Here is a 22,462-nt window from a genome sequence, read left to right as displayed (position 1 = left end):
CGCCAATGCTCTCTATATCCAACCTCCACGTCTCCGTCGGCGACAAGCCGATCCTCAAGGGACTGACGCTCGACGTTCCCGCCGGCGAGGTGCACGCCATCATGGGGCCGAACGGCGCCGGCAAGTCGACGCTGGGTTACGCCCTGTCGGGTCGGCCGGGCTATGAGGCGACCGAGGGCGCGGTCAAATGGGCGGGCGAGGATCTGCTGGCGCTGGACCCGGCCGAGCGCGCGGCCAAGGGCGTCTTTCTTTCTTTCCAGTATCCGATCGAAATCCCCGGCGTGCCGGCCCTGACCTTCGTGCGGACGGCGCTGAATGCGCAGAAGCGTGCGCGGGGCGAGGAGGAGGTGGCGGCGCCGGCCTTCCTGAAGCTGGTCCGCGAGGCGTCCAAGGCGCTGAAGATGGACTTCGACATGCTGAAGCGGCCGCTGAATGTCGGCTTCTCCGGCGGCGAGAAGAAGCGGATGGAGATCCTGCAGATGGCCCTGCTGGAGCCGTCGCTGCTGATCCTGGACGAGACCGATTCCGGCCTCGACATCGACGCCTTGCGGATCGTGTCGGAGGGGGTCAACGCCCTGCGTCGTCCCGACCGGGCCATGCTGGTCATCACCCACTATCAGCGCCTGCTCGACTACATCAAACCGGACCGGGTCCATGTGCTGGCCGGCGGCCGGATCGTGGCCTCGGGCGGGCCGGAGCTGGCGCATCAGTTGGAGGCGGAAGGATATGACAAGTATCTTCTGGAACCGGCATGAGCGCAGCCTTCGCCATCGACCTGACCGACGCCGAAACCTTTCCGTCACGGCGGACGGAGGCGTGGAAATACAGTGACCTGAAGCGCTGGCTTCGCGCGGCGCCGGAGCCTTCGGGCACGGCGGCGGTCGGGCCGCCAGGGCCGTTCTACGATCTGGGCGGAGAAGCGATCGTCTTCGCCAATGGGCGCGCCGTGGGCGTGACCGACTTCATCGCCTCGGGCGAACAGACGCTTCGGCTGCGCTATATCTCCGACGCGGTCGGGACGGGCCACACGGCCGGGGCGCGGGTTTCGGCGCGCGCGGGCGCCAAGCTGCTGCTGCTGGAGACGCACGAGGGCGCGGGGTCGGCCTATGTGGCGCACAATACGCTGGAGCTGGACGTGGCGGCCGGCGCCGAGGTGACGCGCGTCGTCCTGATCGAAGAGCCTGAGGACGCCATCTCCATCGCCGAGGCCCATGTGAAGGTCGAGGCGGGCGGCGTCTATCGCCAGACCATCGTCACGACCGGCGCCAAGCTGCAGCGGATCGAGACCCGCATCACACACTATGCCCAGGGCGCGCATGTGCAGGCCGACGGCCTGTATCTGCTGAACGGATCGCGTCACGCCGACCTGACCAGCGTGGTGCGCCACGTCGAGCACGACGGCGCGACCAGCCAGTTGATCAAGGGCGTGGCGCGCGACACGGCGCGCGGCGTCTTCCAGGGCAAGATCGTGGTCGAGCGCGGGGCGGACGGCACGGATGCGCGCATGGGCCATCACGCCCTGATCGCGTCGGAACGGGCCGAGATCGACGCCAAGCCGGAACTGATCATCTATGCCGACGACGTGCAGTGCGCGCACGGCAACACAGTGGGGACGCTGGACGAGAGCGCCCTGTTCTACATGCAGCAGCGCGGCATTCCGGCCGACGAGGCCCGCGCCCTGCTGACCCAAGCCTTCCTGATCGAGGTCATCGACCGGATCGAACATGAAGGCGCGAGAGAGGTGGCGCGGGAATGGCTGACGGCGCGGTTGTGAATAATCCTCCTCCAAGCGTAGCGCAGGGGGAGGGGGACCGCCCGAAGGGTGGTGGATGGGGCTCGCCCCAGACACCGGCCTCGCGGTTAGCCCCCTCCACCGCTTCGCGGTCCCCCTCCCCCGACGGGGGAGGATTTGATCCCTATGCCGTGCGGGCACAGTTCCCGATCCTGTCGCGACAGGTGAACGGCAAGCCGCTGGTCTATCTGGACAATGCGGCCTCGGCCCAGAAGCCGCGCGCGGTGATCGACGCCCTGGTGGCGACGATGGAGGGCGGCTACGCCAACGTCCACCGCGGCCTTCACACCCTGTCGAACGAGGCGACCGAGGCGTTCGAGAAGGCGCGCGAGATCGTCGCGCGGTTCCTCAACGCCGAAAGCCCCGAGCAGGTCGTCTGGACCAAGGGCGGGACCGAAGCGATCAACCTGGTGGCCAACGGGCTGGGGCTGAGCATCGAGCCGGGCGACGAGATCATCGTCTCGGAGATGGAGCACCATTCCAATATCGTGCCCTGGCATCTGCTGCGCGAACGGCGCGGGGCGGTGATCAAGTGGATCCCGGTGCTGGACGACGGGTCGCTGGACATGGCGGCCTATGCCGACCTGCTGGGGCCGAAGACGCGGATGGTCGCGGTCACCCATATGTCGAACGTGCTGGGAACCATCAATCCGGTCGCTGAGATCACGCGTCTGGCGCATGCAGCCGGCGCCCAGGTGCTGATCGACGGGTGTCAGGGCGCAGTCCATGCGACGCCGGACGTGCAGGCCATCGGTTGCGACTTCTATGTCCTGACCGGCCACAAGCTGTTCGCCCCGACCGGCATCGGCGCCTTGTACGGCAAGGCCGAGGCGCTAGAGGCGCTGCCGCCCTATCAAGGCGGGGGCGAGATGATCGAGACGGTCGAGCGGGACCGCGTGACCTACGCCAAGCCGCCGCACCGGTTCGAGGCGGGGACGCCGCCCATCCTGGAGGCCATCGGCCTAGGTGTGGCGCTGGAATGGCTGGCGCAATACGACCGCGCGGCGGTGCAGGCGCACGAACATGCGCTGTATCAGCGCGCCGTGGATCGGTTGGACGGCCAGGGGTGGCTTCGCATCCTGGGCCAGGCGCAAGGCAAGGGCGCCATTCTGACCTTCGCCGTCGAGGGGGCGCATGCCCATGACGTGGCCCAGATCATGGACCGTTACGGCGTCGCCGTGCGGGCCGGGCTGCATTGCGCCGAGCCGCTGGCGAAAAGAATGGGTGTGACGTCGAGCACCCGCGCCTCCTTCGCCCTATATAACACCGTGGAGGATGCCGACGCCTTCGTGGATGCGCTGATCAAGGCGCGGAACTTCTTCGTGTAAGCTGATGACAGATCAACCTATTCAAGACAGCGACGCCTTCAAGGACGCCTGGGACGAACCCCAGAAGAGCGCCCTGTCGCAGGCCGAGCTGGACACGCTGACCGATCAGCTGATTGAGGCGTTGAAGTCTGTCTATGACCCGGAAATCCCGGTGGACATCTATGAGCTGGGCCTGATCTACCGCGTGGACGTCAACGACGACCGCGACGTTGTGGTGGACATGACGCTGACGGCGCCAGGCTGTCCGGTCGCGGGCGAAATGCCGGGCTGGGTCGAGACGGCGGTCGAGAAGGTCGAGGGCGTGCGCAGCGCCAAGGCCAATCTGGTGTTCGACCCGCCGTGGGACAGTTCCAAGATGAGCGACGAGGCCAAGCTGGCCCTGAACATGTTCTGATGACCGAGCTTCAAACCACATCCCGTCCGCGTCGTCCGCGCCCCAAGGCCGTCACCCTGACCGACGCCGCCGCCGAACGCGTACGCGAAATTCTGGACAATGCCGAGAACGACCACATCGGTTTGAGGATCGGGGTCAAGAACGGCGGCTGCGCGGGGCAGGAATACACCTTCGCCTATGCCGACGAGGTCGGTCCCCTGGACGAGGTGGTTGAGGACAAGGGCGTCACCATTCTGATCGAACCCAAGGCCGTGCTGTTCCTGATCGGCACCGAGATCGACTACGAGACGACCCGCCTGGCGTCCAAGTTCGTGTTCAACAATCCGAACCAGACCGACGCCTGCGGTTGCGGCGAGAGCGTCACCATCGTTCCGGTCGCCGCCGACTGACATGGCGTACGACGCCGACTTCGGCGAATGGGTGCGCGAGCATTTCCATGCGCTCGGCCGGCTGGAGATCAAGCGAATGTTCGGCGGGGCGGGGGTCTATGCATCTGGCGTCATGTTCGCCCTGCTGGACAACGGCGTGGTCTGGCTGAGGGGCGACGACGCCTTGGGCGAGGCCTTCGTCGAGGCTGGCTCCCGTCAGTTTACCTATCCGACCAAGGACGGGCGCACGATGAGCATGGGATACTGGACCTTGCCGGAAACGGCGTTGGACGATCCCGACGAAGCGGTCGCCTGGGCGCGGCGGTCGCTGGAGGTTGCGGTGAAGAAGGCGGCAGGGAAAAAGCCGAGCAAAAAGTAGCTCGTCTCCTCCCCACTTGTGGGGAGGGGGACCGCGTAGCGGTGGAGGGGCTCTTGAAGTCCCACAGATGTCTACGATGCGGTGAAGAACCCCTCCGTCACGGCGCTGAAGAAGCGCCGCGCCACCTCCCCGCGAAGCGGGGAGGAGACAGGTTCTATTTCGGCGCTTCCATCAGCACGGCGGGCGTGACCGGCTGACCCGTCGCATGGGCGACCAGTTCGGCGGTGCGGGTTTCGATGACGGCTTCCAGGCGCGCCAGAAACTCATCCTTGGGCAGTCCGACGGGGATGGGTTCCAGGAACTCCAGCGTGGCTGTGCCGGGGTGTTTTTCGTATTTCTCCTCGGGCCAAAAGACGCCGAGGTTGGTGGCCAGCGGCACGACGGGCATGTCGAAGTCGCGGTACATGTGCCAGACGCCGGAACGGTATTTGAACTTCTGACCGACGGGGGCGAGGTGGCCCTCGGGATAAATCAGGATCTTGCGGTTCTCGGCGCGGGCCTCTGCGGCGCGCATAGCCAGGGCCTTGCGGGCTTCATGGCCGCCGCAGCTGTTGACGACGATGGCGCCCAGCTTCTTCAGCACGCCGCCCAGCAGGGGAAACTTCTCCAGATGGTCGCCGGTGACAAAGGCGATGTCGTCGAACTGGTCATAGGTGGCGAAGCCGTCGCCCCAGCTCTGGTGTTTCGATGCGATGATGAAGGCGCCCTCAGGCAGCCGGTCCTTGCCGCGCACGTCCAGCCGGATGCCGGCGAAGATCGCCATGGCCTGGACCATGCGCTTCACATAGCGGCGGATGACCCAACTGGCGGGACCGCGACCGGGCGCGAGCGCCGCGAAGGCCGCCGTCAGGCCGTAGCCGATCGAAAGGATCCAGTAGGCGACATTGAAGGCGAAGCTGCGCATGGGGCGACTATGGCAGAAAGCTTGGCCTTGTCAGGCCCGCTCAGGCCGCCTTTTCGAGCGACGACGCGGGCGTGACGCAGTTTCGACCGGCGCGCTTGGATTCGTAAAGCGCGGCGTCGGCGCGTTCCAGCAGGCTGGCGGCGGTTTCGCCCCTCTGACGCAGAGCGAAGCCGGACGAGAGGGTCACCGAGCCGAGGTCGTCATTCGTCGAGCGGCGGCGCAAAGCGCGCGAGGCCACGTCGTTGCGGATGCTTTCCAGCGCCGCCATGACCACGCCCGCGCCCTCGCCGGGGAAGATGATCGCGAACTCCTCGCCACCGAACCGGGCGGCGAACCGGGTCTTGCCGCAGATGTTGGACAGCACGGTGGAGACATAGCGCAGCACCTGATCGCCGGTCTGGTGGCCCCAGGTGTCGTTGAACCGCTTGAAGTGGTCGATGTCGAGGATGGCCAGGCTGAGCGGCGATCCATCGTCCTCGGCGCAGGCGGCCTCCAGCCGTTCGTCGAAAGCCTTGCGGTTGGCCAGGTTGGTCAGGGCGTCCGTCATGGCGTCGCGGCGCACCTGTTCCAGGTTTTCGCGCAGGCGGATGACTTCCTTGTTGGACTTCTCCAGGCGTTTTTCCAGGATCGCGGTTTCGCGGCGCACGCGGTTGGTGGCGGTCGACAGGCCGCCGACCAGATCCTTGAGCGACAACGAGTCCCCGACGGTTTCCATGGAGTGGGAGGCGTCGGCGAGGGTCTCGCCATAGTCGGCCTGGGTCTTGTGGGCCATGGCGATGGCGCTGGCGACGCTGGCCAGTTCGCGGTCGAGGACGGCGCCGACGTCACGGATCTGATCCGGCAGACGCCCACGCGGCAGGAACTCGGCGGCCAGCATCTCCGACGTCTTGTCGGTGATGACCGTGGACTGTGCGAGAAGGCGTCGGATTTCCTGGGCTAGGGCGCCGTCAGGATCGTTGAGATAATGCAGCCAAAGTTCGAAGTTCAATGGCGTCGGCCAGACGCCCGCTTTTTCCATTTCGGCGATGACATCACGCGCCAGGGCGTAGGCTTGTGGACCCCGGAGCGACGTCTCGACCTGATTGGACATTCTTCTTCCCCTTGGCTCCTGTTCTGGAGCCATCTCGGGGCGGACACTAAGGAGTGTTCCGTAATGCAGGGTAAACGGCGCGGGAGTTCACCGCGCCGTTTATGTGCGAATTCAGGCGCGCACGACGACCGGACGGCGCAGGAAGGCCGGGATGTCGTCGCCAAAGCCGCGCACGCCCTGACGCTGCGTGTCGTCCTTGGCGGCCTTGCGGTCGCCGCGACGGTCGGATTGCAGCAGATGAGGCTCGCGGTCCGCGCGGTCGGGACGCTCTGCACGGTCCGGACGCGGGGCGCGGGGTGTTTCGACCGCTTCGACCGTCTCGACGGCTTCGACCACGACCGGAGCAGGGGCGGCCACTTCTACTGCGGCGGCTTCCGGACGGGCCTTGCGACGGCTGCGGCTGCGGGGCGCTTCGGTTTCTTGAGGCTGAGCAGCCTGGGGCGCCGCGACGGCGGCGACTACTTCGGTCGGCTCGGCGGCGGGGGCGCCGCTATTACGCGAGCGGCTGCGGCTGCGGTCGCCCGTGCGTTCGCGTCCGCCGGAGCGTTTGTCGTCGCGGGCGGGGCCGTCCTTGATGGCGGCGAAGTCGATGCCGTCCAGAACCAGCTCCTGCGGGTCCATCTTGATCAGTTTCAGCACCTTATCCAGCGACTTGTCGTCGGCCGGGGTCACGATCATGAAGGCCTGGCCCAGCTTGCCCGCGCGGCCGGTGCGGCCGATGCGGTGGACGTAGTCGTCGGCGTGGTGCGAGACGTCGTAGTTGAAGACGTGGCTGACGTCCGGGATATCCAGGCCGCGCGCGGCGACGTCGGAAGCCACCAGGATCTTCAGCGCGCCCGAGCGGAAGTCCGCCAGGGTCTTGGTGCGTTGCGACTGGTCCAGGTCGCCGTGGATCGGCGCGGCGTCGAAGCCGTGCTGCTTCAGCGACTTGGCGACGATGTCGACTTCAGATTTGCGATTACAGAAGACGATGCCGTTGCGCACGTCCTCACGGCCGACCAGGGCGCGCAGGGCGGTGCGCTTGGCCTTGGGGTCCGAGGTCGGAATGCGGACGACATACTGGGTGATGGTGTCGGCGGTCATCGCCGGGCGCGAGGCCTCGATCCGGGTCGGATCCTTGAGGAAGGCGGCCGTCAGGCGGGTGATCTCGGGCGGCATGGTGGCCGAGAAGAACAGGGTCTGGCGACGCGGCGGCGTCAGTTTGAAGATCTTCTCGATGTCGGGGATGAAGCCCATGTCGAGCATGCGGTCGGCTTCGTCCACGACCATGATCTCGACGCCGTTCAGCATCATCTTGCCGCGTTCGAACAGGTCCAGCAGGCGGCCCGGCGTGGCGATCAGGACGTCGACGCCTTTGTTCAGGGCCGCGACCTGGTCTCCCATGGAGACGCCGCCGATCAGCAGCACCCAGGTCAGTTTGGTGCCCTTGGCGTATTTGGCGAAGCTTTCGGCGACCTGGTCGGCCAGTTCGCGGGTCGGGGCCAGGACGATGGCGCGCGGCATCCGGGCGCGGGCGCGACCGGTGGACAGGCGATCGACCAGCGGCAGGGTGAAGGCGGCCGTCTTGCCGGTGCCGGTCTGGGCGATGCCCAGCACGTCGCGGCCGGCGAGGGCGACGGGGATCGCCTGTTCCTGAATGGGGGTGGCGGTCGTGTAGCCGGTGTCGGCGACGGCCTGCAGGGTCGTGGGCGAGAGGCCCAGTTGGGAAAATTCGGTCATGAATCCTTGGGGTGGAAAGCGTCTGCGTGCATAGCAGCAACGGAACCGCCCCTCTTTGGGCGAGCGGGCGGCGCGGATCGCAGACCTGTCCCGAGGCTGGTGGCGATATAGAAGCCCCTGCGTCAAAGTCAAGTATTCCCGATATGCGCGGCGCCCGGCCGGGGCGGAATAAATTCCCATGGCCAAGCTGGGACTCCGCTTGACTCCTCACCCGGTGGAGGCGGCATATGAGAGAACAAAAGGAGAACTATTGTGCGGTCCGGCCGCGATCTTGAAGCCCTTCGCCAGCATCTCAGAACCCTGGAGGCCGACGGCCATCCGGTCGACGACACGCGTTTCGAGCTGGGTTGCGAGGCGGCGGATCGGCATGTCGGCGGGCTGGCGACCCATGCGCTGCACGAGATCTACGCCGCGACCACGCCCGATGCGACGGCGGCCCTGGGGTTTGCTCTGGGTCTGGTGCAGCGGGCGGCGGGGGATCGACCTGTGGTCTGGGGAGTCCAGGCCATGGCGGGGCTGGAGACGGGACATATCCATGGGCCGGGGCTGCGCGAGATGGGGCTGGATCCCGGGCGGGTCGTGTTGGTGCGCGTCAAGGAGACGAAGGACCTTCTGGCGGCGGGCGAGGAGGCTTTGGCGTGCGGCGCAGTGGGGGCGGTGCTGCTGACCGCCTGGGGCGAAAGCAAGGTGCTGAGCCTGACCGCTACGCGACGTCTGTCGATGGCGGCGGGGCAGGGGCGAGCGACGGCGATCCTGATCCGGCTGGCGGCTCAGCCCCAGCCCAGCGCGGCCGAGACGCGGTGGCGCGTCAGGGGGGCGTTGTCACGGGCGCTGGAGGCGGAGGCGCCCGGTCATCCGACCTATGCGGTCGAACTGTTGCGGCATCGGCTGGGCGCGCAGCCGAACGCCTGGACCCTGGAGTGGGATCGTGAGCGCGGAGTCTTCGAACAAGGCGGGCGGAATGCCGAACATCAACAGTCGCAACGACCGGCGCTACCTGGCGGTCTGGTTTCCCCTGCTGCCGACGGATCGGCTGCGGCGCGAGGAGGGGCGGTCCGACGCTTCGGCTGAGCCGGAGACCGTGCTGGTCGAGAAGGTGAAGGGCGCGCTGCGTCTGGCGGCCGCGAATGCGTCGGCGTTGGCGCTGGGTCTGTCGCCAGGCATGACCCTGGCCGACGCGCGGGCGAGGGCGCCGGACATCCGGGTGGTCACGCACAGGCCAGAGGCGGATGCGGCCCTGTTGAAGCGGGTGCTGCTGGATTTCGGCCGTTTCACCCCGATGGCGGCGACCGACGGGCCGGACGGGTTGGCGCTGGACGTGACGGGCTGCGCGCATCTGTTCGGGGGCGAAGAGGGGCTGGTCCGGGCGGTTGCGGCACGAGCGCAGGGCGTGGGTCTGGCGGTTCGTCTGGCCATGGCCGGCACGCCCGAGGCGGCGCGCGCCCTGGCCCGGTTCGGGCGTGGTGGAATCCACGAGGGCGATGGGCAGAGCCAGGCCTTACGCCGCCTGCCGGTCGCGGCGCTGGAGCTGTCGGACAAGGAGACCCAGGCCTTGTCGCGCGCGGGGCTTAAGACCCTGGCGCATCTGGCCGACCGCCCCACCGCCCCCATCGCCGCCCGGTTCGGCGCGGCGGCGGCGACGCGACTGAACCGGGTGCTGGGGCGTGAGGACGCACGGATACGGCCCGAACGGCTGGTCCCGCTGATTTCGGTCGATCGGATCCGGGTCGAACCAATCACGGAGACGACCGACATCGAGGCGGTGATCGGCGACCTGCTGGTCGAGGCCATGGATCAGCTCGACCTGCGCGGTCAGGGGGGGCGGGCCTTTCAGGTGGGCTTCTTTCGCCTGGACGGCGAGGTGCGTCACATCACCGTCCGCACCGGACGGCCCAGCCGCGACGCGGCCGGAGTCCTGCGCCTGTTTCGCGAACGACTGGCGGCGCTGGCGCGGCCTCTAGAGCCGGGGTTCGGCTTTGACCAGTTGCGCTTGTCCGTGCCGGTGGCGGATCGACTGGCCTCGCGCCAGCGCGGCTTCGAGCCCACTGCGCCGGGCGCGGAGGATCTGGGGCGGCTGGTCGATCGCCTGACCGCACGCCTGGGACCGGAGGCGGTCAGCCGGTTCGAGCCGGTGGGGTCGCACCGGCCCGAGCGTGCTGTTCGGCTCATACCTGCAGCTTTGGCGCCCGCGGCAATGCCCGCGAGCGGCAACGAAGGTTGGCCCGAACCTGATCCCGCCGACCCGCCTCTGCGGCCCTTGCAGATGTTCGATCCGCCCCAACCCGTTCTGGCGACGGCCGAGGTGCCCGACCACCCGCCGAACCGCTTCATCTGGCGGCGAGTCGATCACCGCCTGGTCCGGGTCGAAGGCCCCGAACGCATCGCGCCGGAATGGTGGCGCACCCTGAAACGCCCGCTGGAACCGACACGCGACTATTACCGGGTCGAAGACCAGGAGGGCCGGCGGTTCTGGCTGTTCCGCTCCGGATTCTACGGCGAGGAGCCAGCGCCGCGCTGGTTCGTGCACGGGGTCTTCGCGTGACCGCCTATGCCGAGCTGGCGACGCGCAGCAACTTCTCCTTCCTGGAAGGGGCGTCGCATCCGAAACATCTGGTGTTGAGCGCCATCCTGCGCGGCCACACCGGCATGGGTCTGGCGGACCGCAACACCCTGGCCGGGGTGGTGCGGGCGTGGAGTGCGTTGAAGACACTGCGCGAGGAGGGCTGGTCGCCGCCGGATCGGGTGCGCCAGGGCGGCGGTCCCGGCGAGACGGTGTTGGTGGAGGATTCGTTTCCGGTCGACATCGACCCGGAGGAGATCAAGGCGCGAGCCAAGGCTTTCAAGCTGATCCTGGGCGCGCGGCTGCGGTTCAACGACGGGACGTCGGACATCCTGGCCTATCCCGAGGACCGGCAAGGCTGGGGCCGCCTGTGCCGCCTGCTGACCCTGGGCAACAGACGGGCGAAGAAGGGCCACTGCGAGATCGGCCTGCGCGATCTGCTGCGTGCGCCCGAGGGCCTGTTGCTGATCGTCATGCCGCCGCGCCGACTGGAGGGGCTGGAGGCCCTGCTGCGCCAGGTGAACGACGCCGCGGCGGGAGCGGTCTGGCTGGGCGCCGCCATGGGCCGAAGGGGCGATGACCGCCGTCGACTGGCGCGGCTGAAAGGCTTGGCCGGGGCGACAGGCGTGTCGTTGCTGGCGGTCAACGACGTTCTTTATCACGACGCCGAACAGCGCGACTTGCAGGACGTGGTCACCTGTATTCGCGAAGGTGTGACGCTGGAGACCGCCGGCCGCCGACTTGACCAGAACGCCGAACGCCACCTGAAACCGCCCGCCGAAATGACCCGCCTGTTCGCCGACGCCCCCGAGGCGGTAGCCGAGACGCAAGACGTTCTGGCGCGGGTGGCGTTCGATCTGGAAGCGTTGAAATACAATTATCCTGAAGAGCCCGTGCCGCCTGGGAAAACGCCCCAAGGCTGGCTGGAGTATCTGGTCGAGCGGAACCTGGGACAGAAATACCCCGAGGGCGTGCCCGACCATGTCCGCGCGACGCTGGCGACCGAGTTGACATTCATCGGCGAGCGAGGATTGGCGCCCTATTTCCTGACCATTCACGACATCGTTCGGGTGGCGCGCGACAAGGGCATCCTGTGTCAGGGACGGGGGTCCGCCGCCAACTCGGCCGTCTGTTACGTGCTGGGCATCACGGCGGTCGATCCTGGCAAGCACGACATGCTGTTCGAGCGCTTCCTATCGACCGCGCGCGATGAACCGCCCGACATCGACGTCGATTTCGAACATGCGCGCCGCGAAGAGATCATTCAGGACATCTATGCCCGTTATGGCCGGGAAAAAGCGGGGATCGCCGCGACCGTCATCCGTTATCGACCACGCAGCGCCATCCGCGAGGTCGGCAAGGTCATGGGGCTGACCGACGATGTGACGGCGCGTCTGGCGGGCAGTCAGTGGGGCAGTTTCGGCTCGGATATTCCAGACCGACACCTGGAACAGGCGGGACTGGATGTCGGAAATGCAACCGTGATCCAGGCCGTCGCCATGACCCGGCGACTGCTGGAGTTCCCCAGGCACCTGTCCCAGCACGTCGGCGGCTTCATTCTGACCCGCGACCGGTTGGACGAGATCGTCCCAATCGGCAATGCGGCCATGCCGGATCGCACCTTCATCGAATGGGACAAGGACGATATCGACGCGCTGGGCTTGATGAAGGTCGATGTGCTGGCGCTGGGGATGCTGACCTGCATCGCCAAAGCGTTCGATCTGATGCGTCAGCACGAGCTAGGCGATCTGGAGTTGGACTCGGTCCCGGACGAGCGGCCGGAAGTCTATCAGATGCTTCAGGAGGGTCGATCCATCGGGGTTTTTCAGGTGGAGAGCCGGGCGCAGATCAACATGCTGCCGCGGCTGAAGCCGAAGATTTTCTACGATCTGGCCATTCAGGTCGCGATCGTCAGGCCCGGTCCGATCCAGGGCAATATGGTTCACCCCTATCTTCGCAGACGGATGGGCGTTGAGGAGCCTGTCTATCCCGAACCGGCGCCGCCAAATCCCAAGGACGAATTGAAGTCTATTCTAAAAAAAACCCTCGGGGTGCCGCTGTTTCAAGAGCAGGCGATGCGGATCGCCATGGAGGCGGCCAAATTTACGCCGGTTCAGGCCAGCGCACTTCGCAAGTCGATGGGGACGTTCAGGGGCGATGGCGACCTGGCCAAATATGAAACCCTCATGGTCGGCACCATGATCAAACGGGGCTACGACCCCGATTTCGCGCGCAACTGTTTCGAGCAAATCAAGGGCTTCGGCTCCTATGGCTTTCCTGAGAGCCACGCCGTCTCGTTCGCCAAGCTGGTGTACATTTCGTCGTGGATCAAATGCCATCATCCGGCGGTGTTCGCCTGTGCGCTGCTGAACAGTCAGCCGATGGGGTTCTATGCGCCGGCGCAGCTGGTGCGGGATGCGCAGGAGAGCCCGCAGAAGGTCGAGGTGCGGGCGATCGATGTGAACCACAGCTTTTGGGACAACACCCTCGAACCGACTGAGCGGGGCAGGGAGTATCCGGCCCTGCGGCTGGGGATGCGCCAGATCGACGGGTTCAAACAGGCTTGGGCGGACCGGATTGTCGAGGCGCGCGACGCGCCCTTCACCGACGTCGAGGAGATGGCGCGGCGGACGGGGCTGGAGGCGGCGGCGATGCGGAAGCTGGCGGATGCGGATGCGTTTCGGTCGATCGGGCTGGACCGGCGTGAGGGGCTGTGGGCGGTCAGGCGGTTGCCGGACGATGAACCGTTGCCTTTGTTCCAGGCCGCGCGGGCGCGGGAGCTGGGCGCCGAGGCGGCGGCGAACCTGCCGCTGATGACGCTGAAGGAACATATCGCCACCGACTATCAGACGACGCGCCTGTCGCTGAAGGGGCATCCGATGGGGATGTTGCGGTCGGTGTTCCGGGCGGAGGGGGTGCTGAGCGCAGCCGAGGTCATGGCCCAGAAGCATGGGCGGCTGGTGCGCACGGCCGGGGTGGTGCTGGTGCGGCAAAGGCCGGGCACGGGCAACGCCATCTTCGTGACGATGGAGGACGAGACCGGGGTGGTGAATGCCCTGTTGTGGGCGCGGCTGTTCGAGACCTTCCGGCGCGAGGTGATGGCGGCGCGGCTGATGGAGGTGGAGGGCACGGTCGAGAAGAGCGTCGAGGGCGTTCTGCACATCATGGTGCGCAAGGTCGTGGATCGTTCGGGCGAGCTGAGCCGGCTGTCCGAGGATTATGACCTGCAGGTCGAGCTGTCGCGGGCGGATGCGGTGAAATATCCGCAAGGTCCACGCAGTCCGACCGGCCGGCATCCGCGCGACGTCCGCATTCTGCCGGGGTCGCGCGACTTTCACTGAGGCGGGGTCAGCCGATGGCGGGGACCGTGGTGGGCGACCGCTTGCGGGTCAGGAAGAGGACCAGCAACAGGCCAAGGCCCGAAGCTATCGCCCCGGCGATAGAGACGGCTGGATAACCCAGGCCGCCGGCGATGACCGCCCCGCCCACGGCCGCGCCGATGGCGTTGCCCAGGTTGAAGGCGCCGATGTTCATGGCCGAGGCCAGGTTGGGCGCGTCGCCGGCGGCGGCCATGACGCGCACCTGCAACGGCGGCACCAGGGCGAAGCTGGCGATCCCCCACAGGAAGACCAGGATCGAGGTAGGAACTGCGAACGGCATGGCGAAGGCGAAGGCGACCAGGATGGCCGACAGCGAGGCCAGGGTGACGATCAGTGTCCGATCGACGGACCTGTCCGCGAACCTGCCGCCCAGCCAGTTGCCCAGGGTCAGACCCAGGCCATAGGTCACCAGCATGGCGGTGACGAAGCCGAGCGAGGCGTGGGTCTGCTCGCTCAGGATCGGGGCGATATAGGTGAAGACGGTGAACATGGCGCTGGAGCCGATCACCGTCAGGGCCAGGGCCGCCAGCACCGGGCCGCGACCCAGGACACGCAGCTCGGCGGCGATGTTGCCGCCGGTCGGGGCGGGCAGGTTGGGCAGGGTCAGACGTAGGGCGGCCATGACCCCCACGCCGATGGCGGCGATGCCCCAGAAGCTGGCCCGCCAGCCCAGGGCGTCTCCGGCCCAGGTCGCCAAAGGCACGCCGACGACGTTGGCGATGGTCAGCCCCATGAACATGGCGGCGACGGCGCCCGCCTGACGGTTCGGCGCCACCAGGCTGGCGGCGACGATGGAGCCGACGCCGAAGAAGGCCCCGTGGTTCAGCGAAGTGATGACCCGCGCGATCAGCAGCATCGTATAGTCGGTCGAGATCGCCGACAGCAGATTACCGACGGTGAAGATGGCGGCGAGGCCGATCAGCAACGTTCGACGCGGCACCCGTCCAGTGGTCAGGGTCATCAGGGGCGCGCCCAGCATGACGCCCAGGGCATAGGCGCTGATCAGCAGGCCGGATGTGGGAATGGAGACGCCCAGGTCCGTGGCGATGATGGGTAGCAGGCCCATCGGCGCGAACTCGGTCACGCCGATTCCGAAGGCGCCGGCCGCGAGGGCCAGGAGGGGAGGATTGAGTTTCATGGGGAGGAAACCTTCGAGGCTCAGACCAGCGGCGGGTTCAGGCGAGCGAACCCTTCTTGCTGGCGGTAAGGCGTGTGGGGATAGGGCGGCAGGACGTCGCTGGCGGCGTCGAGGGCGGCGATCTGGTCAGGCGTGAGGCTCCAGCCGACGGCACCTAGGTTCTGGCGCAACTGCTCCTCGTTGCGGGCGCCGATGATGACCGAGGAAACGGTCGGGCGTTGCAGCAGCCAGTTGATGGCGATCTGGGGCACGGTCTTGCCGGTCTCGGCCGCGACGGCGTCCAGGGCGTCGACGACGCGGTACAGGTGCTCGTCCTCGACGGGAGGGGCGAAGGCGGCGGTCTGGTGCAGGCGGCTGCCCTCGGGGATCGGCGCGTCGCGGCGAATCTTGCCGGTCAGACGGCCCCAGCCAAGCGGGCTCCACACCAGAGCGCCGACGCCCTGGTCCGCGCCCAGCGGCATCAGGTCGGCCTCATAGGCGCGGCCGATCAGGGAGTAATAGACCTGGTGGGCGACGAAGCGGGGGCGTGCGTCGCGCTCGGCGATGCCTTGCGCCTTCATCAGCGCCCAGCCGGGATAGTTGGAGACGCCGGTGTAGCGGACCTTGCCCGAGGTCACGAGCGTGTCGAGCGTCGCCAGGAGTTCATCCGCCGGGGTCGAGGCGTCGAAGGCATGCAGTTGCAGCAGGTCGATATGGTCGGTGTCGAGGCGACGCAGGGCGTCCTCGACCGCGCGGATCAACCGGCCGCGCGACACGCCCCAATTACGCTCATTGGCGCCCGGACCGTCGCCGGTGGGCAGGCCGGTCTTGGTCGAGATCAGCACCTGATCGCGGCGGCCCTTGATGGCCTGGCCCAGCACCTGTTCCGAGGCGCCGTCGGAATAGACGTCGGCGGTGTCGAACAGATTGACCCCAGCCTCCAGGCAGATGTCGATCAGGCGGCGCGCTTCGTTGACGTCGCTGGTTCCCCAGGCGCCGAACAGGGGACCGGAGCCGCCGAAGGTGCCCGTGCCGAAGCTGAGGACCGGAACGCGCAGGCCCGATGCTCCAAGTTGACGATATTCCATGACTGTCCTCGTGACCGCATTCGTGTTCGGAGGCACAGATGGACGCCGGTGTGCGAGGGCGGTAGGCAGGTGTCAGGCCAAACATTTTTGATCTGGACGCAAAGATGCAGATGATCGGAGTGGATCGGGCGCGCGAGATGGAAGTCTTCGTCGCCGTGATCCAAGGCGGCAATTTCTCGGCGGCGGGGCGAGCCCTGGGTCTGACGCCCTCGGCCATCAGTCGGACTATCGACCGGATCGAGGCGCGGCTGGGCGTGCGGCTGATGTTGCGCACGACGCGGGTTCTGACGCTGACGCCTGAGGGGCAGGCCTATCTGGGCGCGGCGCGGCGGATTCTGACCGAGTTGGACGACGCCGAACAGGCGATCGCCGACCAGGGGGCCCCGCGCGGGCGGTTGAGGGTCAGCGCCTCTCTGGCCCACGGCCGCCAGCAGGTGGTGCCGCTGCTGGGTGAATTCGTAGGCCGCTATCCGCATATCCTGGTCGATATCAACCTGACGGACGTCGTGGTCGATGTGGCGGCGGGGCAGGCGGATGTGGCGATCCGGTTCGGGCCGTTGGCCGACAGCCCCCTGACCGCGCGGCGACTGGGAGACACGGGGCGGACCATCGTGGCTTCGCCCGATTATCTGGCGAGGCGGGGCGTGCCGCGCGTGCCCGAGGACCTGCACGATCATGACTGCCTGAACTTCAACTTTCGGCGTCAGGAGCCGGTCTGGCCGTTTCGTCGGGACGGGCGCGACTATGCGCTGACGGTGCGCGGATCGGTGGAGGCGAACAATGGCGAGACCCTGACGCAGTTGGCGCTGGCTGGCGTGGGGGTGACACGAGTGGGGCATTTCAGCGTGGGCGACGCCATCGCCGAGGGGCGGCTGGTCCCGCTGCTGGAGGATTTCAATCCAGGGGATCGCGAGCCGATTCACGCCGTCTTCGTCGGTGGCGCAAACATGCCGGCGCGGGTGCGGGTGTTCGTAGACTATCTGGCCGAACAGCTCCGCTGAGGCGGCCGCAAACGAAAATCGCCGGACGGGAGAACCGTCCGGCGATCTGCAAGCTCAGACGCGAGGTGCGATCAGCGCTTGCCGAAGATGATGTCGCCCAGCTTGGCGAAGAAGCCCTTTTCTTCGACCTTGGCGGCGGCTGGTGCGGCCGCAGGCTTGGGGGCCTCGACCGGCTTGGGCGTCGAAGCAGCGGTCGCTGGTGCGGGTGCGGTCACCGGCTTGGGCGCAGCGACCGGCTCTGCGGGCTTGGATGCAGCAACAGCGGCGGCGGGTTTGGCGACCGGAGCGGCCTTGGGCGTTGCCGCCGGTTTCGGGGCAGTCTTGGTCGCGTCGGCTTTCTGAGCGACGGCCTTGGGCGCAGCGGCTTTCGGAGCAGCAGCCTTTGGTGCGGCGGTCTTCGCGGCGGCTTTAGGCGCCGCTTTCGGCGCGGCGGCCCTGGCGGCGACCGGAGCCTTGGCGGCCGGTGCGGCCTTCGGCTTGGCGGCGGCCTTGGGGGCTGCGGCCTTCGCGGCGGCGGGCTTGGGAGTTGCAGCCTTGGGTGCAGCGACCTTTGCAGCAGCGGGCTTGGGCGCAGTCGCTGGCTTGGCGACAGCCTTGGACGCAGCGGTTTTCGCGGCGGCGGGCTTCACAGCGCTCGACTTCGGCGCGGCTTTAGGCTTGGAAGCGGCGGTCGCCGGCTTTGGCGACGCTGGTTTAGACGTAGACGGTGACTTGGCCATGTATTCCCCGACCCCTCGGTTTGATAAAAACGCGGCGGCGACGGGCAGACAACGCCGGATCGCTACGATTCGCCATATTACCGGTGTTTGAGAAATGTCCGAGTCCGCTCTTCAGATAATCGCTCGCGGTCCCCGCGCCGCCGCAGAGGCCGCCGCAGAGGCCATCGACGCCGATCCCCGGCTGGAAGGCGCGACCTATTCCATCCTGGAAGAGGACGAGGACAAGGGGGTCTGGCGCATCGACGCCTTCCCCACGACCGACGACGAGGTCGAGGGACTGAAGGCCGTGCTGGCCGATCACCCGGTGACGGTGGTGGTCGAGAAGCTGGCCGACGCCGACTGGCTGGCCATGTCGCTGTCGGGATTGCCGCCGGTCGAGGCCGGTAGGTTCTTCGTCTATGGCGCGCATGATCAGGGCAAGGTGCCCGAGGGTCGGGTGACGCTGAAGATCGACGCTGGCGCCGCTTTCGGCACCGGCCACCACGGCACGACGGTCGGCTGCCTGGAGGCATTCGACAATCTGCTGAAGACCGAAACGTTCGAGAAGGTGCTGGACGTCGGTTGCGGCACGGGTGTGCTGGCGATCGCGGCGGCCAAGACGGGCACGCCCATCGCCGTCGGCACCGATATCGACGAGCCCTCTGCGCGGATCGCCAACGAGAACGCCGAGATCAACGAGGCCAAGTGCGACTTCTATTTCGCCGACGGTCTGAGCGATCCGCGCATCGCCCAGCATCAGCCATATGATCTGGTGTTCGCCAACATCCTGGCCGCACCCCTGGTCGAGCTGGCGCCTGAGATCGGGGCGGCGCTGAAGACGGGCGGGGTCGCCATCCTGTCGGGGCTGCTGCGTACGCAGGAAGAGCGGGTGCTGGAGGCCTATCTGCCGCTGGGCTTCGTGGTCGAGCAGACCATCCATCATGACGCGTGGAGCGCGCTGCAACTGCGCAAGGGTTGAGAGACTAAAGACGATCATGCGCCAGACCTTCGACGAAACGACCGATCCGTCCTTCGGGGCCAAGCATCTGCCTCTGTTGCGCGCCGAGATGGGCAAGCAGGGGCTGGACGGCTTTCTGATCCCGCATGAGGACGAGCATCAGAACGAGTATTTGCCGGACGCCAATGAGCGGCTGGCCTGGGCGACGGGCTTCACCGGCTCGGCCGGGGCGGCGGTGGTGTTCCAGGATCGGGCCAGCATGTTCACCGACGGCCGCTATACGGTTCAGGTGAAGGCCCAGACCGATCCGGCCCTGTTGGAGCGGCGCGACCTGACCGAGGTCGCCGCCTATCTGGAAACGGCGGCGAAGGGGGCGGTGATTGGTTACGATCCGCGTCTGCACAGCCCCGACGCCCTGGTCGCCTTCAAGGCGGCGGCGCAAAAGGCAGGGGCGACGCTGAAGCCCGTGGACGCCAATCCGCTGGACCTGGCCTGGGGTGCGGATCGTCCGGCCCAGCCGACGGCGCCGGTCGTGCCGCATGAAGATGTCTATTCCGGCGAAAGCCATGCGGCGAAACGGGCGCGGATCGGCAAGGCCGTAGCCGACGCGGGCGCAGACGCGGTGGTGCTGACGGCGCCGATGTCGATCGCCTGGCTGTTCAATGTGCGCGGCGGGGACGTGATCCGTTCGCCGTTGCCGATCGGCCAGGCCATTCTGGCGGCGGACGGCAAGGCGCGGCTGTTCCTGGATCCGGCCAAGGTGACGAATGCGCTGCCCGGTTGGTTGGGCGACGACGTTCGGATCGAGGCGACCGAGCAGTTGGCGGAAGCGCTGGACAGCTTGGCGGGCCAGCGGGTCATGATCGATCCGTCCCTGTCCTCGGCCTGGTATTTCGACCGGCTGGAAGCGGCGGGTGCGACGGTGGTGCGGGCGATGGACCCATGCGCCATTCCCCGCGCGGCCAAGAATGCGGTCGAGATCGAAGGAAGCCGCAAGGCGCATATCCGCGACGGCGCGGCGCTGAGCCGGTTCCTGCACTGGGTCGACACGGTTGTTCAGCAAACTTTGCCCAATGAACGTGAGGTGGTCGAGGCGCTGGAGCGGTTCCGCGAGGAGACCGGCGCGCTGAAGGACCTGAGTTTCGACACCATCGCCGGCGCTGGGCCGAACGGGGCTCTGCCGCATTACAAGCCGGTCGGCGCGACGATCCGCAACGTCGAGAAGGGCTCGCTGCTGCTGGTGGACGGCGGCGGTCAGTATCTGGACGGCACGACAGACGTGACGCGCACCATGGCGGTGGGCGAGCCGACGGCGGACCAGCGTCACAAGTTCACCCTGGTGCTGAAGGCGCACATCGCCATGGCGACGATCCGATTCCCGGCAGGGACCAGCGGCATGGCCCTGGACGCCATCGCCCGGGCGCCGATGTGGGCGGCGGGGCTGGATTACGATCACGGCACCGGCCATGGCGTCGGCTCCTATCTGGGGGTCCACGAGGGGCCGCAGCGGATCGCCAAATGGGGCACGTCCCAGCCGCTGCTGGAGGGGATGATCCTGTCCAACGAGCCGGGCTATTACCGCGAGGGTCACTGGGGCATCCGCATCGAGACCCTGCAGGTGGTGACGCCGGCCGTTGTCCAGGAAGGCGGCGAGCGGCCGATGCACGGGTTCGAGCAGCTGACGTTCGCGCCCATTGACCGCAAGCTGATCGCCGTCGATCTGCTGACGCTGGACGAACGGGCCTATGTCGACGCCTATCACGCCGAGACCCTGGCCAAGGTCGGGTCGCTGGTGGATGGCGAGGTGCTGGCCTGGCTCGAAGGGGCGTGCGCGCCGCTTTAAACCTTCGCCTCTGCTGACGGTTTGGGTTTTTCGGTCGGACAGTGTCGGATCTGGGTGACGGGGCAGGGCAGGTCAGCCAGCGCCGCCCTGGTCGCCTCGTAGCCCGTGGCGACGGGGCCGTCGTAGGTCTTCCAGTCGCGGATGTCGGTGCTGTCGAGCTGGGGCAGGATCAGCACATCGGCGTCGGCGCGCGACTGCTTCATCTCGGTGTCGGTGGTGATGGTGGCCGACCGCATCAGGATCGAGACGATGGGCGGGCCGGCCTTCCAGGCGCCCGACAGGATCCATTTCCACCAGGACGGCGGGTTCTCCAGCGCCTGGGGATCGACGCCTCGGGTCTGGGACATGTCCACGCCGACGATGGGGCCGCTGTTCAGCTGGCGCATGACGCTGGTGGGGAAGTTCTTCAGTACGGCGCCGTCCACCAGCACCTGATCGTCGATGACGACGGGCGGCAGGACGCCGGGAATGGCGATGGAGGCGCGCATGGCGCGGCGCATCAGGCCGGTGCGGTGCGCCTCGATCCGACCCGAGGTCAGGTTGGACGAGACGGCGAAGAAGGGCAGGGCCAGGTCCGCCAGGTCGATGTCGCCATAGGCCCGCTGAAGCAGGCCGGCGACCTTGCGGGCGCGCGACATGGCGATGATCGGCACCGCCAGGTCCGATAGCGGGTCGGAATCGACGAAGGCGCGGCGGATTTCGAAGTCCAGGCGTTCGGAACTCCAGCCCAGGGCGGGCCCGGCGGCGACGACCGCGCCCATGGACGATCCGCCGGCGAAGTCGATGGGCACCTTGGCCTCTTCCAGCGCCTTGATCGCGCCGATGTGGCAATAGGCGCGCGCCCCGCCGCCCGACAGGACCAGGCCGACGGCCGTTCCGGTGACGACGCGGGCGATCCGCTCGGCGTCGCCGGCCACCCCCTCGACGCAGTGGAACCAACGGTCGGGCTGAAGCGCCTCCAGCCAGATGCGTGTGTTGGCGGGTTGGCGCATGCGCGGATCGCGCAGCAGGATCAGGTCGGTCAGCCGACGCCCGTCGCCGAAGCCCATGCGGCGCGGCAAGGCGGCGGGCGGCGCCAGAAGGCCGCTGCCGACGATGAACATCCGGTCCACCTGGCGCGCACACAGATTGGCCCAGGCGGGCTGATCCTGTTCGGCGACATAGAGGACGTAGTCATGGTCGCCCTCGACGCGGCTGAACCATTCGGCGGCCGAGGTCAGGGCCGACTGGTCGATGACCTGGCAAGTGAAGCCCATGGCCTGGATGGCGGCGCCGATCCGTTCGACGAAGGCGCGGATCGGGCGGGGGCGGGCCGAGACGAAGCCGAAGACGCTGGGCTCCGACGCGCCGGCGGTGCGCTCGCGGGCGCGGTGGATCATCAGGCGCGACAGCTCGACCATCAGGTCCGGCTCGGTGCGGGCGGCCTCGAAGAAGGCCTCGCGCGGTAATGCCAGTATCTCGCTGTCTCTCAGGGCGACGACGGTGGCGGTGTGCGGCGTGCCGGCCAGCATGGCCATTTCGCCCACCGGCTCGCCCGTCTTGACCACGCCCAGCATGTGCGGCGGCTGATCCGCGTCCAGCCGGAAGACGCCCAGACGGCCCGAACGGACCAGATACAGGGTGTCGGAGGGATCACCTTCCGAGAACAGCGGCTCGCCGCCGGTCAAGGCGAACCAACTGGCCCGGTCGATCATCCGACCTTCAAAAATGCGCGCGAGCGATGCCGCCAGCGTGTCGGGACGAAGCGTGGCCATGATGGGGTTGTAGGCGAGATTCTAGGGTTGGTGAATGAATCAGCGTCATTGTGATGGTTGGCCGCATTTCTCCCTCCCCTTCATGGGGA

General features: G+C 67.4%; 19 protein-coding genes. 12 read left to right on the top strand and 7 right to left on the bottom strand.

What is annotated here, in order from left to right; genetic code table 11:
* Positions 1 to 5: 5 nt before the first annotated feature.
* The 6 genes from sufC to ACP69V_RS08430 all read left to right on the top strand — a co-directional run bounded on the left by sufC (position 6) and on the right by ACP69V_RS08430 (position 4,261).
* Positions 6 to 755, top strand: a complete 750-nt coding sequence (gene sufC / locus ACP69V_RS08455; RefSeq protein WP_426023465.1) for a Fe-S cluster assembly ATPase SufC — start codon at positions 6 to 8, stop codon at positions 753 to 755.
* On the top strand, positions 752 to 1,774 hold the full coding sequence (sufD, locus tag ACP69V_RS08450; protein WP_426023464.1) for a Fe-S cluster assembly protein SufD: 1,023 nt from the start codon (positions 752 to 754) through the stop codon (positions 1,772 to 1,774). Before sufC ends, sufD begins: the two co-directional genes overlap by 4 nt.
* Positions 1,775 to 1,923: 149 nt before the next feature.
* Positions 1,924 to 3,120: an aminotransferase class V-fold PLP-dependent enzyme gene (locus tag ACP69V_RS08445; RefSeq protein ID WP_426023463.1), complete on the top strand. Its 1,197-nt coding sequence runs from the start codon at positions 1,924 to 1,926 to the stop codon at positions 3,118 to 3,120.
* Between the two features lie 4 nt (positions 3,121 to 3,124).
* Positions 3,125 to 3,514 (top strand): SUF system Fe-S cluster assembly protein, encoded by a 390-nt coding sequence (locus tag ACP69V_RS08440; protein ID WP_159850384.1) that lies wholly within the window; start codon positions 3,125 to 3,127, stop codon positions 3,512 to 3,514.
* Entirely contained in the window at positions 3,514 to 3,903 is a 390-nt protein-coding gene (locus ACP69V_RS08435) for a HesB/IscA family protein (protein ID WP_426023462.1), read from the top strand. The genes ACP69V_RS08440 and ACP69V_RS08435 overlap by 1 nt, the downstream gene beginning before the upstream one ends.
* Position 3,904: 1 nt before the next feature.
* Positions 3,905 to 4,261, top strand: a complete 357-nt coding sequence (locus tag ACP69V_RS08430) for a TfoX/Sxy family protein (RefSeq protein WP_426023461.1) — start codon at positions 3,905 to 3,907, stop codon at positions 4,259 to 4,261.
* 154 nt (positions 4,262 to 4,415) lie between these two features.
* Here ACP69V_RS08430 and ACP69V_RS08425 read toward each other — a convergent pair whose 3' ends face one another.
* The 3 genes from ACP69V_RS08425 to ACP69V_RS08415 form a co-directional block, all read right to left on the bottom strand.
* Positions 4,416 to 5,165 (bottom strand): lysophospholipid acyltransferase family protein, encoded by a 750-nt coding sequence (locus tag ACP69V_RS08425; protein WP_426023460.1) that lies wholly within the window; start codon positions 5,163 to 5,165, stop codon positions 4,416 to 4,418.
* Positions 5,166 to 5,205: 40 nt separating this feature from the next.
* Positions 5,206 to 6,255, bottom strand: a complete 1,050-nt coding sequence (locus ACP69V_RS08420; RefSeq protein ID WP_426023459.1) for a GGDEF domain-containing protein — start codon at positions 6,253 to 6,255, stop codon at positions 5,206 to 5,208.
* 111 nt (positions 6,256 to 6,366) lie between these two features.
* Positions 6,367 to 7,974 carry a DEAD/DEAH box helicase gene (locus ACP69V_RS08415; protein WP_426023458.1) on the bottom strand — a complete coding sequence of 536 codons (1,608 nt, stop codon included), beginning with the start codon at positions 7,972 to 7,974 and terminating at the stop codon, positions 6,367 to 6,369.
* Positions 7,975 to 8,226: 252 nt separating this feature from the next.
* Here ACP69V_RS08415 and ACP69V_RS08410 point away from each other — a divergent pair, with 252 nt between their 5' ends.
* Genes ACP69V_RS08410 through ACP69V_RS08400 form a run of 3 tightly spaced genes read left to right on the top strand, consistent with a single transcriptional unit; the run spans position 8,227 to position 13,875 of the window.
* A complete protein-coding gene (locus tag ACP69V_RS08410) occupies positions 8,227 to 9,045 on the top strand; it encodes an ImuA family protein (RefSeq protein WP_426023457.1) in 819 nt (272 codons plus the stop codon).
* Positions 8,936 to 10,516, top strand: coding sequence for a Y-family DNA polymerase (locus tag ACP69V_RS08405; RefSeq protein ID WP_426023456.1), 1,581 nt, complete (start codon positions 8,936 to 8,938; stop codon positions 10,514 to 10,516). Before ACP69V_RS08410 ends, ACP69V_RS08405 begins: the two co-directional genes overlap by 110 nt.
* Positions 10,513 to 13,875 (top strand): error-prone DNA polymerase, encoded by a 3,363-nt coding sequence (locus tag ACP69V_RS08400; RefSeq protein WP_426023455.1) that lies wholly within the window; start codon positions 10,513 to 10,515, stop codon positions 13,873 to 13,875. The genes ACP69V_RS08405 and ACP69V_RS08400 overlap by 4 nt, the downstream gene beginning before the upstream one ends.
* Before the next feature lie 7 nt (positions 13,876 to 13,882).
* Here ACP69V_RS08400 and ACP69V_RS08395 read toward each other — a convergent pair whose 3' ends face one another.
* Together ACP69V_RS08395 and ACP69V_RS08390 are read right to left on the bottom strand one after the other, a co-directional pair.
* The gene (locus ACP69V_RS08395; protein ID WP_426023454.1) at positions 13,883 to 15,052 is read right to left on the bottom strand and encodes an MFS transporter; all 1,170 of its coding nucleotides are present in this window, start codon (positions 15,050 to 15,052) and stop codon (positions 13,883 to 13,885) included.
* Positions 15,053 to 15,072: 20 nt separating this feature from the next.
* Positions 15,073 to 16,119, bottom strand: coding sequence for an aldo/keto reductase (locus tag ACP69V_RS08390; RefSeq protein ID WP_426023453.1), 1,047 nt, complete (start codon positions 16,117 to 16,119; stop codon positions 15,073 to 15,075).
* A gap of 104 nt (positions 16,120 to 16,223) precedes the next feature.
* Between ACP69V_RS08390 and ACP69V_RS08385 the strand changes: the two genes are divergently transcribed.
* On the top strand, positions 16,224 to 17,120 hold the full coding sequence (locus ACP69V_RS08385; protein WP_426023452.1) for a LysR family transcriptional regulator: 897 nt from the start codon (positions 16,224 to 16,226) through the stop codon (positions 17,118 to 17,120).
* A 71-nt stretch (positions 17,121 to 17,191) separates the two neighbouring features.
* Here the strand turns inward: ACP69V_RS08385 and ACP69V_RS08380 are convergent, their stop codons facing one another.
* Entirely contained in the window at positions 17,192 to 17,749 is a 558-nt protein-coding gene (locus ACP69V_RS08380; protein ID WP_426023451.1) for a hypothetical protein, read from the bottom strand.
* A gap of 184 nt (positions 17,750 to 17,933) precedes the next feature.
* Between ACP69V_RS08380 and ACP69V_RS08375 the strand changes: the two genes are divergently transcribed.
* Both ACP69V_RS08375 and ACP69V_RS08370 read left to right on the top strand, forming a co-directional pair.
* Positions 17,934 to 18,797 (top strand): 50S ribosomal protein L11 methyltransferase, encoded by an 864-nt coding sequence (locus ACP69V_RS08375; protein ID WP_426023450.1) that lies wholly within the window; start codon positions 17,934 to 17,936, stop codon positions 18,795 to 18,797.
* 16 nt (positions 18,798 to 18,813) lie between these two features.
* Positions 18,814 to 20,619, top strand: a complete 1,806-nt coding sequence (locus tag ACP69V_RS08370; RefSeq protein ID WP_426023449.1) for an aminopeptidase P family protein — start codon at positions 18,814 to 18,816, stop codon at positions 20,617 to 20,619.
* Here the strand turns inward: ACP69V_RS08370 and ACP69V_RS08365 are convergent.
* Positions 20,616 to 22,373, bottom strand: a complete 1,758-nt coding sequence (locus ACP69V_RS08365; protein WP_426023448.1) for a patatin-like phospholipase family protein — start codon at positions 22,371 to 22,373, stop codon at positions 20,616 to 20,618. The genes ACP69V_RS08370 and ACP69V_RS08365 overlap by 4 nt on opposite strands.
* Positions 22,374 to 22,462: the final 89 nt, after the last annotated feature.

The sequence above is a fragment of the Brevundimonas sp. PWP3-1b1 genome, assembly GCF_049896065.1.
Classification (GTDB): Bacteria; Pseudomonadota; Alphaproteobacteria; order Caulobacterales; family Caulobacteraceae; genus Brevundimonas; species Brevundimonas intermedia_B.
This window is presented reverse-complemented; position numbering and strand designations above follow the sequence as displayed.